The following is a 16897-nucleotide window of genomic DNA, read 5'->3' as shown; positions in this document are numbered from 1 at the left end:
ATCACACATCCCCTTTCTTTCCCTGCACTCTGCCTTCATCCTCAAATTGCCGGTAAATCTGCCGGTATGTTTCTTTCATATCCTCCACAAGATACCGGCTCTTTAGTCTCCGGTATCCGTTTTTTCCCATGCCAATCCTCTTTTCTCTGTGGCATGCCAGATCTACCATCGCTGCCGCAATCTCCTCCACATTCATGATATGTGTAATGATCCCGGCTTCCCCAAATGAATCGCCTTCCCCGTAGATCAGCCCCCTGCAGTTGCCTACATCCGTTGCAATCACCGGTTTTTTTGCCGCAAAACTCTCTAAGATCGTCAGTGGCTGTCCCTCACTGATGCTTGTGAGTATGGTCATATCCATCTTCCCAAGATATTCTGTCACATCGACTTTTCCGGTAAAGATCACATCCTCCACGCCAAGAAGATCCACCAGTTCAAAACATTCTTTGGCATATTCTTTTTCCTCATCGGATGGTCCCATGATCCACAATGCGAGTTTTGGTGCCTCTTTCTTGGCATAAGCAAAGGCTCTTATCATCGTTTTGACATCCTTGATCGGCGCAATTCTTAACACCGCTCCGATATTGATGGTGTCATCTTCTTTTCTCTCTTCTTCAAGACATCTGACAAATCTCTGATCATCAATACCGTTCGGTGTGATCTTTATTTTTTCTGCCGGACATCCGAGTTCGATCTGAAGTTCCATGGCATGCTTGTAAAGACAGGTTACCTGATCTGCATACCGGTATGCGAGCAGGGACATTTTTTTAAACTGTTCGATCCAGATATTTTTATAGATACCGCCTACCCACTTTGCACGGATCAGCTCCTCCTCCCGCTCCCTGGTATAAATTCCATGCTCCGAAACCATTAGTCCGCATCCATATCTTTTTTTTGCCATGCTTCCGATCACTCCCGCATATCCGGTCGCAACACAGTGATAAAGATCCGCCTCGGGCAGTTCCATTTTCAAGGTCAGAAACAGTGGCAGATAAATGGAACGCATGGTCCAGAGGAAATCAGAAAAAACAACCTGTGGATATCTGAGCTGATAACATTCCCGCACAGCATTTAAAAAATCTTCTCCCATCAAAAGCGCGTTCAATGAAAAATTTTTCTTTTCAAACAACGTAAACAACGTATCCCACTCAACATTCCGGTTTAAAAGTAATGACCGCAGTGCCTCATATTCATTCTGACGCAGATGCAGTTTTTTATTTTTTTCCTGCTCTACCCAGTCATAATCTTCCAGATAAAGCTCATAAACTTCCGACACATTTTCCGGCAGTTCATAAACAAATTTTCCTCTGTATGAACGGTTTGCTACAATCGCAAGCACCACGAATTCTATGTCGGGAAAAGCTTTTATCATACTGTTGATCCAACTGGAAACACCGCCCACCACATAAGGATAACATCCCTCTGCTACAATACATACTTTCATTTTCAATCCTCGTAATAAAACAATTGCTTTTCTTCTTCCTCACTCAACCGGATTTTTACCTCATCCTCTTCTGCACAGATCAGGTAAACACCATCCTCCACTACAGAAAAACTTCCTCCCTGTATATCCTCTGCTTCGCGTGTTCCCGTATGCAGTAAAAACCACGCTTCCTCTTCTAATCCGTCAACATGCAGGGAAATCATATTATCTTCAGATTCTGCTGAATAAGAAAGTGCCAGAAATCTCCTTATCCTCTGATCGCTCTTTGAGATCGTTGTCTCATCAAATGCCGTAAACGGTTTCTGATAAGTACAGATATTAGACGCTGCTTCCTTCGAAAGGATCTCCCACGCATCATCCTTTTTCTCCGGATATGCTGCTGCAAGCAGATCCCATACCGTATTCGAATACCCCAATGCGGTCTGGATACATCTCTGTCTGAAATCATCCATAAATGTATGATTCACACCATCTCCGGTAGCACGCTGCAGTGTCACCTCTTCCCCTGCAAAGGAAACGATCGGTTCGTCGCTGGTCTGTGATTCCCTGGTTACAATCGTCCTTATTCCATCAAGTTCCTCGCATTCCAAAGCATCCCCCAGTTCGTCTTCATTTTGCAGGTATAATGACTGAAAACAATAATCTGGTGCCTCTTTTTTCCAAAACGTTTCGTCTTTCTCCATTTTTTCCGACAGCCCGGTTCCAGATACATTGCCGGATGAAAGTCCTGCCTCCCCGTATTCTTCTTTCAATAATTTCAGATAATATGCCACTTCTCCCTCCCGTGGCTCATTTTCATCTCCATAATCAAACTGCGGTGTCATCATACAGGTCAGTTTTGCATCGATCTTTCGTTCAATTGCGACCAGCGACGGCCAGATGATTTCTCGAAATAATGCCTTTTGTGACTGACTGTATATTTTTTCCATTTTATCTTCATTTTCCGACGCAAATCCAGGATAATTTGCAATCACAAGATTCTGTGCATTGATCACCGGATAAATCTCAAACGAATACGATTCTGCCATCATTGCATCCAGAATGCCAATACCGGAATTATCCTTTAAATAATTTCCATTAATGCAAAACACACAGGCATTTTCCAGTCCGTTTCTCCATATAATGGCAGGCTGTCTTCCGCTGTCCGGCCGAACATCTGAGAGTATTCCGACCATATAACTTTTTGTGCCCTCCCCCGTCACATACCATGGAATTTTAAGATCCATATCCTTATTTTTCTCTTCTTCCTCATCTTTTGCCTGATAGATCACTTCCCCGCCGAGCAGAAATCCTTCAAATAAGTGTATGCCGTCAAGTGTCACTTCATTCTGTTCCACATATCGGATTCCAAGCAGCTTTCTCAAACGGTCGTTCTTCTCAATTTCCTCTGCATCCGGCAGTCCTGAAACTATAACATTTACTCCCTTTTCGGCTGCATCACTGACCGCCTTTATATTATCCCTGGTATTCAGACAGGTTCCATCTAAAACCCAAATATCCGGCAGCCTGCTGTCTTCCGACACGATACCATCAAAAGAGTCCGCTGTCTGAAATTCACGTTTGCTATATGTACACCACCATTTTACGGTATTCTTTACTGCCTCACTGTTTCCAATATACAGCACACCTGCTGTTTTCTGTATATTCTGCCCGGATGCCAGATACATATTCTGTTTTGTCAGTTCCGTTGTGGCACTTTCCTTGTATTCATTGATCCCATATTTACTTAATTTATCCTTCATCACACCCGTAAATTGAAACATAAACAGTAAAATCATTAACATGATCGTGATTGCAGCAAAATTTCTTCGGGATACCATCACATTTTCCTTTCCAAATCCATCTCATCCTGCAGCCATTATTTTTTCCGTCAATTATATCCATAATCGATTGAAAAATCATATAAACTGTAGGTATTCTGTTCTACCACATAGCAGATAAAATCATCTGTTTCATAATACACCTGTATTTCTTTTCCATACAGTTCCATAAATGCCTGTGCCCAGTAATACATTCTTGACATTACGATCCATCGGTTTTCACCTTCATAAACCGAAATATCTCCTGCTGTTGGCAGCGGTTTTTTTGCTCCTTCTTCTGAAATGAGCTGTCCGCTTCCCTCATATGCCACGGTATAATCAAGTGGTATCTTCTCAATAAAGAAATATACGCGGTCTGTCGGCAGCGTCAGATTTCCATTGACCGCATCTCCTTCCATACTCCGTAAAAATGTAATTGTTTCCTCATGACGTGCATAATCTTCCATCATTCGCAGTTCATCATTCGCAGAACAGATTGTATATTTATACTTTTCGTTCTCCCGCTTTATATTTGCCAGACAGGTAATCGCCGCATTCGACTGCAGTGCCGTCAATATTGACGGCGTACGGATCTGATTTCCATTGACAAGTGTCGCAGCAAGTGCCGCTGACGTCATCAGTGAAACAAGATTCATCCAGATATTCCGCTTAAAAAATCCAAAGACCAATGTTACCATACCGTCCATTCCAAGTCCTATCGCTACCGGTATCATATAAGCGACGTAGATACTGCACCGGCTTGCATCCATGATATGTGGCAGTCCAAAACGCCATGCAGAAAGAAACATCATCAAAAGCAGCAGACCAAATCCTGCGGACATCAGCATTGATCCATAATCATGTTTTCCAATGAGCGTAAACAATAGTCCACCGATCAGGCAGAATCCCTCGCACCCAAAAATAAACAACATCCATGGCACGCTTGCCTGAAGCATTACAACATTGTGCACTCCTGTCCACAGATAATCCAATCCGTTTTGGGTAATATCCGTAATCCGGAAACGTATCTTTTCCACCAGCATACCAAACCTTGTTGTTTTTACCTGCGTCCCTTCTGTCATCTGTGCATTTTCCACACCATTTTCTGACATTGTCTGATCCGTTATGCTCCCGGCAGTATCCGTACTTTCCGTCATGCTCTGATCCGTCACACTCTGTGTATTTGTATTTATTTCTTCCTTTTCACTGCCAGGGATATCTGCTTCATCTTCCTCCTCAGCACCCGTATTATTGCTGCCATTAATTACATTGAGTCCCCAGCCCAGCGATCCCTGTAAAGGCGTACCCTGTAAAAAGGCAATTCCCATCGGAAGCACTGCCAAGAAGATACTTAAAAGACCAGTCGCAAGAACCCTGAAAAAATACTCCTTTTTGAAAATACGCAACAGGTATCCTCCTGCAATACCGATACAAAACAACCCTGCTACCATAGTATCATAAAAATGTACGATCAGCGTAAGTCCAAATCCTGCAATAAATCCCATAAGATAACGGGTACTTTTGCATTTCCAGGTTTTTAATCCGGCAGCATTTCTTTCCTTGTTGCATTGATTCACTTCTATCTTCCGCTGTTTTAAAAAGGCATACATAAAATAAATGCCGGGCAGGATAAATATCATGCCAAATTCCTGAGGCAGCGAACTGTAATAACGCGAGTAAGTATTCCTGTTAAAAAATGCAGCAAGTACATAGACAAATACAGCTCCCCATGCGCAATACGATGTCCTGCAGCACGCTTTCAAAAATGCCAGAAGTGCATAATGGATATATAAGACCTGCACCACATAAAAAAGCCGGAGCAGCACATACGTTTCAATCCCTGTTACCGTATGGATATAATAAATTACGCAGTGGAATCCAAATGGATAAATTCCAGCTACAAACACATCATTCTGCCCCATCGCATTGATCCAGTAATTGTGTACCGGTATATCGGATGCACAATAACCGTATGTATTTATCATATTGGTTCCATACATTACCAGAACCGTTGCAGTAAATACAACAAACAGCACTCCATCTGCAAAATGCCTGATGATCAGCCCACACATTCTGCCACACAGTTTCTTAATTTTTCTGCCAATCCACTGTACAATCTCCAGAAGAAGTAATTTAATGCCAAGCGTCTCCCGGATCACATGGGATGTTCTGTTTCCTATGATATGTCCGATTTTTTTAGGTGAAACTCTTTTCGTATGTACCAAGGATATAACGACTGGAAGTGCACTGCCCAAAATCAGCGTAAATCTGCCTGAAATATGAAGCAGCTGAAGAAATAATACCAGATTGATCAGATAGAAATGACCTAATACGATATAAAAGAAAAACCGTACACTAAATATTTCATCTTTTAACCTGCGGTGCAGAAGCAGTGCCGGAACTGCGATAAAAAGTCCCGTATAAATTGTGAAAATGCTGATAAACTGTAACACAGTCAGGACTTTCATCGACACTGCCATCACCTCCTTTAGCTAAAAATACGAATTAATTCCAATGTTTCCCTGTCGATCACAATATCTGAATTTTTTAATTTTTCCAATTCATCAAAAAAATGTTTTTTGTTTCCCTCTGTAAAATAAAGTTTTAAATAACAGGTATAGGTAGATAATTCTGCCGGATAGAGTTCCCTGCTCTTATCGCACCAATATTTCATGCGCTTAAAATCCTTTATCTTAAGAAGCAGAACGCAAAGTCCCTCAATATAGGAAGCCTGCAGTTTCTCCTGGTATTTTTCATCCAGAAAATTACATGCCTCCTCCATCATATCGATGTAGGTCTGCTGTTCCTTTTCATGAAACACCTCCTGGATCAATACCCCATGCATATACTCAATCAGGATACAGGCTGCTTCTGCCGCATCAACTCCCTCCTGTTTCATCTGAAGGTAAAGTTCCTGTGCACGCTTTCTGAAATCATTCAATGCATCCCTTAATACTGTAGCGGCATAATGTGATGTTTCCGTGTCCTCACTGTTTAACGCAAGCGAGATGGATGCCAGAGAATTCTGTACATCCCCACGGACCACATTCATGACCAGCGTTCTTAAACTGTCTTTGTCGCTGATCGCAAGTGCCTCCTCAATCGGTACTAAATTTCCTTCCCTTTCCTCATCTGCCCGAAGATGTGTCTTTACACGCTCCTTGCTGAAAATAACATCCTCAAGATCCACGTTCTGCCGGAAAAAAACCTTGTTAAACACCAGTCCCGCCAAAAAAAACAACGGTCCCACTACCGGGCAGAGAAACATCACGATCCCCTTCATCAGAATATCTGTATTTTTTTCTTTCTGCCTGATCCTGCTGTTTCCTATCACATATAAAACAGCAACAGCCGTATTGATCAGAAGAACGATACAAAATCTCTTTTCCACAACCGTCATACAAATACATCCTCCTGTATCTGGCAGGACACACCCTCTTTTTCAAATCTTTCTCTTACCATGGTCGCATCTTTTGCACTGGTATTTGCAAGAAGCGCATACATTTTTCCACCTTCAAGTTCACCGACATAATCGCTTTGTCTAAGGAGTTTGATAAGCCTTTTCCCGACCTCATCACGGTCATTTTCCTTTGTATCCACGGAAAGCAGTGCACACTGTGTCAATCCTTTATCACGCGCATTTAAATATGCCTTTACAAGTGCTAAAAAGGCTTCCGGTTCTAATATATTCGTTCCTTTTATGTAACGCTGCTGCTCTAAGGCAGAAATATAACGGTTTGCACGCACCACCGCATTCTGAATCAGATAACCGATAACCGTCAGCATATTCGCCTGTCCTAACGTCATCCGCTCCCACGGAATTCCCCAGATCATCAGAATCAGCTGCATCTCATCTTCCGAATAAATGGCATTTGCCATAAGCGGATATCTTTCATCCATATTTTTATTAATATAAACTTTCTTCCCGGCAAGCACCGTATACATGGCATCCATTTCGCTGTAATTGATTGAATTACCGAGGCTGCGTGCTTTCTCCGATGTTGCAGAAAAAAGACGTGCATAGGAACGGTTTGCCACCGTATAGATTGCCACATCTTTGCTTCCCATCAGTTTTGCAAGTACTTCCGCCGCATAAAAAAGTACCTCACAGGGTTCATACTGCTCTAAACTGGATGTGATCTCATATAATTTTCCAAAACTGTCATTCTGGTTTACGATCTGGTTTGCGAGAATTTCTTTTACCCTGACATTGCTGACATTGATATCCGAAATATCATCTAACTGCTTGGTTAAGTATGATACTTCATGCCGCTGTTCCTCCCTCATTGCACGAAGCTGGTCTCTCAGATATCCCACTGCCAGACCTAAGATCAAAAGCTGCGCGATCCAGACATAGGTATTATAGTCAAGCATAACATCAAATCCGCTTCTGTGGTACATCTGCCGGAAACAGTACCCTGCCACGGCAAGCAATGCAGAAAATGTTGCCTGCTGCTGCCCGTATACAAGTGCAAACAACAGCACATACAGAAGATAAAAATCAATATTCTGAAAGTATTCACTTCCGACTGCACGGTTATTCAACATGAAAAACGGAATAAAACAAATCAGGTTTTCCATAAAAGGAATCAGATTCGTTATGATTTCTTTTGTCCTGCTGCCTAATCTTCGAAACAGATATCCCTTTTTCTGCCCTGCATCTGTAAATTCAGATACATGTCTGCTGAAATAAGCCGCAATCTTTTCCACATCTGTTTCTGCATGATGAAGCACACGGCTTCCAAATTCTTCATCGTATCTTTTACCGGAAAGCATAACTTCCCGGTATTTTTTGTTTTCCTCTTCTACGATACTGACCTCATTCTCCATTCCTGCGGCAACAGCCTGGGCAAGCTCATACCGTGACATTTTCTCCCCGGAAGATAACTGATAGAGGGTATGTTTATGGTCTTTTGCCACCATTATCTGGTAGATAAACTCCACCGCATCCGCCTCATGCAGAAGCATTATTTTTTCATTCTGCGACGCAATGATCTCTCCGGTCTGGACTGCTTCGAGGCACATATCCGCACAGATCGTATCTGTATCCTCTTTCTTTCGTATTTCCCCATACAAATGATCGAGGCGGAGAATCACAACATCATTCCCCATCCTTGCATAATTTTTACAGATATCTTCTCCGATAGCGATCGCCTGGCCTTTCTTGCTGTATGCCCCGGTAGGATCATCCTCTGTCATAAACTGTGCGCTTCCACCGCCAAAAACACTCTCCGAAGAAAGATAGACAAACCTGCCTTTCTTTAAAGCGGTATAATTCATCAGTATATTCGTAAGTCCCGCTGCATAGGACGCCGCTGTGTTTTCCACCCTGTTCCAGGAAAAATTATGGTCATATGCCCCCAGAAAAACTACTACCTGTGGCATAATACTCTCTAATACCTCCCGCACACAGGCATCCTCATACGAAAAATGATACACTTCAAATACTTTCTTCAGGCTGTATCCCTTCTTTGGTTCTTCTGTCAGCACAAAGACCCTGTGTCCTTCCTTATTCAGTCTGTTGATCATAAGCCGCATAAAATTGCCGGCATTCCCAACTAGCAATATATTCATACCTGCTCCATTCTCAAATAATTCCCTGTTGTCTTAACTCCATCATAAACTGCCCTACGTCGCTTTGTGCGCAGGAGAATGACAATCCATATTCTTTTGCAAATGCCTGCATGATCTCATCCTCAGACATTCCTGAAATATACGCACGATATATATATGCACCGCACTCGTTCAACATGAATGGTTTTTGATATTGTTCCCCCTGCTCCATATCCAAAAGCCAGTATGCCCCCGCTGCCTGGCGTAATTGATACCGTTCTTTCATTGTAACTTATTTCCCCTCTTTTCGCCACTTTCGTTTTCTGTCAGGCAAAAAACTGTTCTGCCACAGTAATCTTTCCTATATATACGACTGGTCCTGTCATGAAAATTCTTCCATCCTTTTCAAATTCGATAAAAAGATCTCCACCGTGCATATGTACGGTCACTGCATCTTCGACTAATCCCAGACGGTGAGAAGCCGCTGCTGCCGCACAGGCTCCGGTGCCGGAAGCAAATGTATACCCCGCCCCGCGTTCATAAATTTCAACCTGTATATTTTTTTCATCTACGATCTGACAAAGCTGCATATTGATACGGTTTGGAAAATATTTTGCATTTTCCACATATGGTCCTAAATGCAGTGCTTTCTCACGATCTACCCTCTCAAGCATAATAACACAATTTGGATTTCCCATGGATACACAGGTCGCATTATAAAAATTGTCGCAGAAAAATATCGATTCTCCCACAACTTCTCCCTCAAATCCAAGTGCCGGGATCTGTTCTGCCTCAAAGACCGCATATCCCATATCCACACGCATACAGTTTCCAGCATCATCCAAAAATGTTACCAGTGTTTCCCCCGCTTTCGTGGTCAGATAATATTGCCTTTCTTTTACATATCCGGCATCTTTTAAATATCTTGAAAAAATCCGGATGCCATTGCCGCTTTTTTCAGCTTCACTTCCATCCGGATTAAAAATTCGTACTTTAATTTTTTTATCTTCCATAACCGGTCCGTACAAAATTCCATCTGCACCGACACCAATATTGCGTCTACAAAGCTGCCTTATCAATCTCTCATTTAAAACTACATCATTTTTCTTCGGATCAAAGATCAGATAATCATTGCCAACTCCATGGTATTTGCCAAGTATGATCTCAGACATCTTGATTCCTCTGCCATTTTCCTTGTGATATCATATGCAGAATAACAGGAAATGGTTACTCTACTCCCCCATTTTCAAACAACTGGTGAATATGTTCCGCCTTCTCGTGGAGGATCTTGTCAATCTGATCTTTCGTCACTTCGTCTAAGTCTTTCTCCTGACCATATTTACCCGAATATGCGTTCGTTGCTTTATTGTAGTCTTCCTGCATATTTGGATCCATAGTCTGGTCTTGCGCATTTTCTGCCTCCGCAGTCTGCTTCTGCATCCCGGAATCAGCCTGCGTTCTCGGAATATAGTTCACATTCCAGTACTTGATAATACTTCTTGCGATACGTTCCCGTTCATTTCTCTTATCGATCATGTCTTTCATCATCACTGCACCACACTCTGTTCTGATTTTTGATACCTTTTTATTTTAGCACGAAACCCATTGGAAAAAAAGTTAATTTCTGAATAAAATTCATCCTTTTGAAGCATGCTCTTTATGGTAAAGATAAAATTCCGGAGGATAAACAGCATGGCTTCTTATAAAGTAGAAATCTGCGGCGTCAACACCGCAAAACTCCCCATTTTGAAAGAAGAGGAAAAAGATGCTCTGTTTGCACGGATCAAACAGGGAGATACCGCCGCCAGAGAAACTTATATCAAAGGCAATCTCAGGCTGGTATTAAGTGTCATCAAACGTTTTTCCGGCAATCACGAAAATGTAGATGATCTGTTTCAGATCGGCTGTATCGGCCTGATCAAGTCCATCGACAACTTCGATCCGACGATCGGGGTTAAGTTTTCCACTTACGCAGTTCCCATGATTATAGGTGAGATAAGACGTTACCTGCGCGACAATAACTCTATCCGCGTCAGCCGTTCCCTGCGCGACACTGCCTACAAGGCAATCCACACCAAAGAAATACTCTCAAAGACGGAAAACAAAGAGCCGACTCTCGACGAAATTGCCGCCGAATCCGGCATTTCTAAAGAGGACATCGTTTTCGCCCTCGATGCCATCCAGAGTCCTCTCAGTCTTTATGACCCGGTCTACACCGATGGCGGTGACACACTCTATGTCATGGACCAGATCAGTGACAAGAAAAACCGGGAAGAAAACTGGATTGAAGAGCTGTCCCTAAACGATGCTCTCGACCGGTTAAACGAACGTGAAAATTATATCTTAAAACTTCGCTTTTTTGAAGGAAAAACGCAGATGGAAGTGGCTGACGAGATCCATATCTCCCAGGCTCAGGTCAGCCGCTTAGAAAAATCTGCGTTAAAATCCATTCGTCATTATCTGTCGCTCTAACGATCCCATTTATTGCACAGAGCATTGATCTGATCTGCAAATTTGCCAAGTTCTTTGTTTGGCATTCCCTCACACTTATTGATAACCGTAAGAAGTCTCTGGCCTGCAGCAAGCAGTCTTGCAAATACATTGCTCGATGCACGGCTCTTCTCTGTTATCTTCTTCTCTGCCCGTTCTCTGGATCCTTCGCGTACCTGCTCGCCGGTTGCAAGGTCAAATGCATCTCCCGGGAACGGCGCATAGGCCTCATACCCCAAAGTATCTTTCAAATGATCCGCGAACTGCTCCGTAACTTTGTCTTCCCCGTGTACCACAAATACTTTTTTCGGCTTATTTTCGAATGCTGCCGCCCATTTTGTCAGTTGTTCCACATCTGCGTGGCCGCTGATACCCGGCAGGTTCTCGATTCTTGCCGCAACCTCGATTGTCTCACCAAAGAGCCTTACCTCTTTTGCACCATTTAAGAGTGAAAAGCCAAGTGTTCCCGGCACCTGATATCCCACGAATAAGATCGTGGAATCTTTTCTCCACAGATTATGTTTCAAATGGTGGCGGATACGTCCCGCCTCACACATTCCGGATGCAGAGATAATAACTTTGGGATTATCATTAAAGTTGATCATTTTTGACTCATCACTTGTGATCGCCATTTTAAGTCCCGGAAATCCGATCGGATTAATCCCCTGCTGCACAAGTGCTCTCGCATCTTCGTCAAAACATTCTTCCACACTCTTGTTAAAAATGCTTGTCGCTTCAACCGCTAACGGACTGTCTATGTATACCTCAAAATTTTCAAATTCCGGCAGCAGATGCTCACTCTTGATCCTGCGGATAAAATAAAGCATCTCCTGTGTTCTGCCCACGGAAAATGCAGGAACGACCAGATTACCGCCGCGTTCATACAATGTTTCTTTGATCACTTTTGCCAGGGCGATCGCGAAATCCGGAGGTGTATTGTGTTTTCTGTCACCATAGGTTGACTCCATGATCACATAATCGGCATCTTTGATGTATTCCGGATCTTTGATGAGCGGACGGTTACCTGGTCCGATATCACCGGAAAATGCCAGTTTTACCTCTGTACCATCATCATCCCTCACCCACATTTCAATGCTTGAGGATCCAAGCAGATGACCTGCATCTACAAAACGGATCTCAAGTCCGTCACAGACTTTGATCTTTTTCTGATAATCACACGGCACAAAATGGCTCAGTACACTCATCGCATCATTCATATCATAAAGAGGCACCACTTCCGGTTTTCCGGCCCGTTTTGCCTTACGATTGCGCCATTCTGCCTCGAACATCTGGATATGTGCACTGTCTTTGAGCATAATGTTGCAGAGTTCATTGGTCGCTAAGGTACAGTATATTTTGCCGCGGAAACCATGATTGTATAAAAGCGGCAATAATCCGGAATGATCAATATGTGCATGCGTCACAAATACATAATCGATCATCGCTGCATTGACCGGAATCTCCTGATTTGTGTACAGATCCGGCCCCTGTTCCATACCACAGTCCACCAGTATATGCTTATCTCCAAAGGATAGATAATGGCAACTGCCTGTTACCTCATGTGCTGCGCCTAAAAATTCCAATACCATATGAAGTCCCCCATTCTGTCTGCTTTTCTTTCATTATACTATTTTTCAGCTATATGCACAATATTTTTTCATATTTTATATATTTTTTAACTATTTTGTCGTTTTACCAGACAAAAAGCAGAGAGACTTTACTCAAGACGCACGATTTCTTTTTTCAGTCTTCCCATGATCTTTTTTTCCAGTCTGGATATGTAGGACTGGGAAATACCAAGCATATCCGCAACCTCTTTCTGGGTTTTTTCCTCTCCATCGATGGAATTTAACCCAAACCGCAGTTCAATGATCATCCGTTCCCTGCCAGATAGTTTTCCAATCGCTGTCTTAAGCAGCCGATGTTCCACATCCGTTTCAATGTCGTGATAGATCACGTCCTCATCGGTTCCTAAGATATCCGAAAGTAACAGCTCATTTCCGTCCCAGTCCACGTTTAAAGGCTCATCAATAGACACTTCCATTCTCGTTTTGCTGTTTCGCCGCAGATACATCAGAATTTCATTTTCAATGCATCTCGAAGCGTAGGTCGCAAGTTTGATATTTTTCCCGGGATTAAATGTGTTGATTGCTTTGATCAGACCAATCGTACCGATAGAAATCAGATCCTCCACCCCGACGCCGGTATTATCAAATTTTTTTGCAATATACACCACAAGCCGCAAGTTATGTTCAATCAGCTGTTTTCTTGCAAGCTGTCCGCTCTCATCACTGGTAAGCATCTCTATGCATACCGCCTCATCTTCACCGGCAAGCGGCGGCGGAAGCACCTCTGCGCCTCCGATATAATGCACCTCATCCTTTTTCTTTCGAAAAATACCAGGAAATATCATCGTTCTTATCTTTGGTATCGCAAATTTTATGTACATTTTCAATTCCACCTTAATTCTTATTTTCTGTCTTGCCGCCCTGTGGCATAATGCTCGAAGCATTTAAGAGCATTTCATATTCCTTACCGTCAAACAGCATCTTATCTGCGGTTCCAATCGCTGCATGTGGGATTTTTACCGCACGTTTTCCCTGAAAAACAGTCATTTCATCCACATTTGTTACCGCGATCAGTCCATCCTTTTCCCCCAGTGACCGATATGGCACAAAACGAACCAGATCCTTTTCTTTTGTAAAGAATTTTTCCGCCACAGATCCCGATAGAATACTGATCTCCTGTCCTGTGTACGGATCCGTCAGCTGATTCCCGCTATCCCAGTATGCACGCAGCCTGATATGCCTTTCTCCTTTTTTTAACTCTGCAGGATATATATGATTTCCATAAACGCGCCTTTCACCAAAACAGATCACTGCCGTAACAACTACCGCTGCCGCAACAAGCATCTGTAAAATTTCATTTTGCGAAAATATATGCTGTTCTAAGAGCCACTCAAGCGCACCTCCCTGTATCACGCACATAAAATAGGTCACAACCCAGTTTTCTAAATAACTGCATTTTCCTTCCCAACCAAAACAAAAAAATACCATCCCTGTGTTTAAAACAAAATGTGCGATCAAAAAATACAGGATCCTGTTATTGATAAAGCACACCAGAAACAGATGAATCAGCGAAAACATCAGCGATACCGCAAACAGCCGCCCGGGATGTATCCTCCGTTTCAGCAGGCAGTTGCATCCAAGTATTGCCATATAGTCCATAAACAGATTTTCAAGCAGGAACACATCTGCATAAAATACATAGATCTCGTCTCACCCCTTTTCTCCAGACTCTTTCGTATCTTTACTGTTATTATAAAACAGTACAACTTTACTTTTTGTCAAAACAGGTACTCCAAATCCCGCAAATCATCCCTTATTTTCGACAAGCGTTGTTCTTTTCTATATATAAAAAGAGATTTATGTGTTTTCTCTTCAAACACATAAATCTCTTTTCAGATGTATAAACTGCTGCTGCAGCCCGCGTACTTTGCAGGCATATCTGTTGTTATGTTTTCTAATATTTTATCTCAGATATTATTTTCTTGAATTTTTAAGGAAATCCGGAATTTTAATATCCATTGGCTGTACTGTGCTCTCAGGCTGACGCGGTCTCTGAATACCAGAAAATGATGGTGCAGCCGTCTGTGTCTGCGTATGTGCCTGTACACTTGCACCAAGATTTGCCGCCTGTCTGTTGATGCCAGGTGTTCCAACCGGTCTTGTAACGTTTGTTGTATTTCCATAGCGGAGATCCGGCATAATCTTGCTCTTCGGTGCTGCCGCATTCTCAAGTCCTGTTGCGATAACTGTGATCGTAGCTTCATCTGTCATAGACTCATCATACTTCGCACCAAAAATAATGTTTGCATTATCACCTGCAAGATCCTGAACATAGCTTGCTGCATCGTTCGCATCCATCAGGGAAATATCACCGGAAATATTGATAATAACATGGGATGCACCATTGATCGTGGTCTCTAACAGCGGACTCGCAACTGCAAGTTTGACAGCTTCGATTGCTTTGTCATCTCCCTTGGCATTACCGATACCGATATGTGCCATACCCTTGTCCTTCATGACAGTGGAAACATCAGCAAAGTCAAGATTGATCAGTGCCGGCAGATTGATAAGGTCTGTAATTCCCTGAACAGCCTGCTGTAACACTTCATCTGCCTTCTTTAAGGCATCCGGCATGGTCGTACGTCTGTCAACGATCTCCAGAAGCTTATCATTCGGGATCACGATCAGTGTATCAACGCTCTCTTTTAAACGGTCAATACCGGAAAGTGCATTTAACATACGCTGTTTTGCTTCAAATTTGAATGGTTTTGTCACAACGCCGACCGTTAAGATTCCCTGCTCTTTTGCAATCTTTGCAACAACCGGTGCTGCACCTGTTCCGGTTCCGCCACCCATACCACAGGTTACGAAAACCATATCCGCGCCCTTCACTGCTGCAGATAATTCTTCCATGCTTTCCTCAGCGGCTTTCTGACCGATTTCCGGCTGTGCTCCTGCTCCAAGTCCTTTTGTCAGCTTTTCACCGATCTGGATCAGTGTCGGTGCTTTACAGAGTGCCAACGCCTGTTTATCTGTATTTACTCCGATAAACTCGACTCCCCCGATACTCTCATCAATCATTCTATTTACAGCATTATTACCAGCTCCTCCTACTCCGATCACGATGATCTTTGCACTGGTATCCGCTTCTGTTGTCTTAATCTCCAGCAAGGTAGTTCCTCCTTCATTTAGCTTAAAAAATTACAGCTAAAAAACTCATATAATCTATAATATAATTTTTCTTACAATTAATCAACTGATTTTTCAAAAAAGATTACACTTTTTTTTTACAAATCTGCACGGTCAAACACAATATCTGTCGTATCCGGCGTCCATGTCTCTAAATGCAGTATACCGGAGAGTCCCGACAACTGTGGCATAATTGCGGAAAGTCTCGCAATTTTCTGTGTCAGATAATCTTCTGAACCAACATTGACCGCAATCGTTCCGTAAGTGAGCTGTGGCTGCATTGCACTGTCATAGTGGATTTCTTCCGGTTCAAGTTCATATTTTTTCAGTAGTTGTGTCAGTGTCAACAGATTTCTCAGCAGTTTTGTATCCTCAAGCGGCAGTTTTTCGTATAAAACCACACTATCACAGGTAACTCCCGTGATCTTTGGCACTCCTTCGATTACATCCGACGAAGTTTCCACAACAAATCCGTCTTTATCAAAGTACGCATATTGTCCAAGCGTATCAATATAAAAACTGCCCAGAATACCTTTTTCTGTAACCGAAATCCGCAATGTATGCGGATCATCCAGCGAAATTTCCATCGTATCCACAAACGGTACTTCCCCGACATCCACAAACCGGTATTTCAGATCTACATACAGACTGTTCCACGAATAATCATCGTCCAGCACCATATTTTTGATCTGGTCGGCAGAATAAAGACTGTTTCCTTCCACAACTACATTCTGGACTGTAAATACCTTTACCACAATAAGTGCCGCAAGTGCAAACAACATCAGAACTACCAGAAAGATACAGATCCCGATTCTTCTTCTTTTTTTTCTTTTTCTCTGTTCTTTGATCCTCAT

At 42.7% G+C, this 16897-nt stretch carries 14 protein-coding genes; 1 reads left to right on the top strand and 13 read right to left on the bottom strand.

What is annotated here, in order from left to right; translation table 11 throughout:
* Position 1 precedes the first annotated feature (1 nt).
* From pelF to RIL182_RS08460, 8 genes are read right to left on the bottom strand one after another with little or no spacing between them, the layout of a single operon-like run.
* Positions 2 to 1444, bottom strand: coding sequence for a GT4 family glycosyltransferase PelF (pelF, locus tag RIL182_RS08495; protein WP_134523231.1), 1443 nt, complete (start codon positions 1442 to 1444; stop codon positions 2 to 4).
* 2 nt (positions 1445 to 1446) lie between these two features.
* Complete coding sequence (locus RIL182_RS08490) at positions 1447 to 3264, bottom strand: DUF2194 domain-containing protein (protein WP_006856112.1); 1818 nt, start codon at positions 3262 to 3264, stop codon at positions 1447 to 1449.
* Between the two features lie 50 nt (positions 3265 to 3314).
* Positions 3315 to 5711, bottom strand: coding sequence for an amino acid ABC transporter permease (locus tag RIL182_RS08485; protein ID WP_243128757.1), 2397 nt, complete (start codon positions 5709 to 5711; stop codon positions 3315 to 3317).
* Positions 5712 to 5731: 20 nt separating this feature from the next.
* The gene (locus RIL182_RS08480; protein ID WP_006856114.1) at positions 5732 to 6643 is read right to left on the bottom strand and encodes a hypothetical protein; all 912 of its coding nucleotides are present in this window, start codon (positions 6641 to 6643) and stop codon (positions 5732 to 5734) included.
* On the bottom strand, positions 6640 to 8817 hold the full coding sequence (locus tag RIL182_RS08475; protein WP_006856115.1) for an NAD-dependent epimerase/dehydratase family protein: 2178 nt from the start codon (positions 8815 to 8817) through the stop codon (positions 6640 to 6642). The genes RIL182_RS08480 and RIL182_RS08475 overlap by 4 nt, the downstream gene beginning before the upstream one ends.
* A gap of 13 nt (positions 8818 to 8830) precedes the next feature.
* Positions 8831 to 9082 (bottom strand): PqqD family protein, encoded by a 252-nt coding sequence (locus RIL182_RS08470; RefSeq protein ID WP_006856116.1) that lies wholly within the window; start codon positions 9080 to 9082, stop codon positions 8831 to 8833.
* Positions 9083 to 9122: 40 nt separating this feature from the next.
* Complete coding sequence (gene dapF, locus RIL182_RS08465; protein ID WP_006856117.1) at positions 9123 to 9968, bottom strand: diaminopimelate epimerase; 846 nt, start codon at positions 9966 to 9968, stop codon at positions 9123 to 9125.
* Between the two features lie 55 nt (positions 9969 to 10023).
* Positions 10024 to 10344 (bottom strand): hypothetical protein, encoded by a 321-nt coding sequence (locus RIL182_RS08460; RefSeq protein WP_006856118.1) that lies wholly within the window; start codon positions 10342 to 10344, stop codon positions 10024 to 10026.
* Positions 10345 to 10488: 144 nt separating this feature from the next.
* Between RIL182_RS08460 and sigG the strand changes: the two genes are divergently transcribed.
* Positions 10489 to 11268, top strand: a complete 780-nt coding sequence (sigG, locus tag RIL182_RS08450; protein WP_006856120.1) for an RNA polymerase sporulation sigma factor SigG — start codon at positions 10489 to 10491, stop codon at positions 11266 to 11268.
* On the opposite strand, the gene RIL182_RS08445 is transcribed toward sigG, so the two are convergent.
* The 5 genes from RIL182_RS08445 to RIL182_RS08425 form a co-directional block, all read right to left on the bottom strand.
* On the bottom strand, positions 11265 to 12875 hold the full coding sequence (locus tag RIL182_RS08445) for an MBL fold metallo-hydrolase RNA specificity domain-containing protein (RefSeq protein WP_006856121.1): 1611 nt from the start codon (positions 12873 to 12875) through the stop codon (positions 11265 to 11267). The two genes, sigG and RIL182_RS08445, sit on opposite strands and share 4 nt — an antisense overlap.
* 128 nt (positions 12876 to 13003) lie before the next feature.
* Positions 13004 to 13735, bottom strand: a complete 732-nt coding sequence (gene sigE / locus RIL182_RS08440; protein WP_006856122.1) for an RNA polymerase sporulation sigma factor SigE — start codon at positions 13733 to 13735, stop codon at positions 13004 to 13006.
* Positions 13736 to 13748: 13 nt separating this feature from the next.
* Positions 13749 to 14558 carry a sigma-E processing peptidase SpoIIGA gene (locus tag RIL182_RS08435; protein WP_330368905.1) on the bottom strand — a complete coding sequence of 270 codons (810 nt, stop codon included), beginning with the start codon at positions 14556 to 14558 and terminating at the stop codon, positions 13749 to 13751.
* A gap of 270 nt (positions 14559 to 14828) precedes the next feature.
* Positions 14829 to 16025, bottom strand: a complete 1197-nt coding sequence (ftsZ, locus tag RIL182_RS08430; RefSeq protein WP_006856124.1) for a cell division protein FtsZ — start codon at positions 16023 to 16025, stop codon at positions 14829 to 14831.
* A gap of 116 nt (positions 16026 to 16141) precedes the next feature.
* Complete coding sequence (locus RIL182_RS08425; RefSeq protein ID WP_006856125.1) at positions 16142 to 16897, bottom strand: cell division protein FtsQ/DivIB; 756 nt, start codon at positions 16895 to 16897, stop codon at positions 16142 to 16144.

The organism is Roseburia intestinalis L1-82 (assembly GCF_900537995.1).
In the GTDB taxonomy this organism is placed as follows: Bacteria; Bacillota; Clostridia; order Lachnospirales; family Lachnospiraceae; genus Roseburia; species Roseburia intestinalis.
This window is presented reverse-complemented; position numbering and strand designations above follow the sequence as displayed.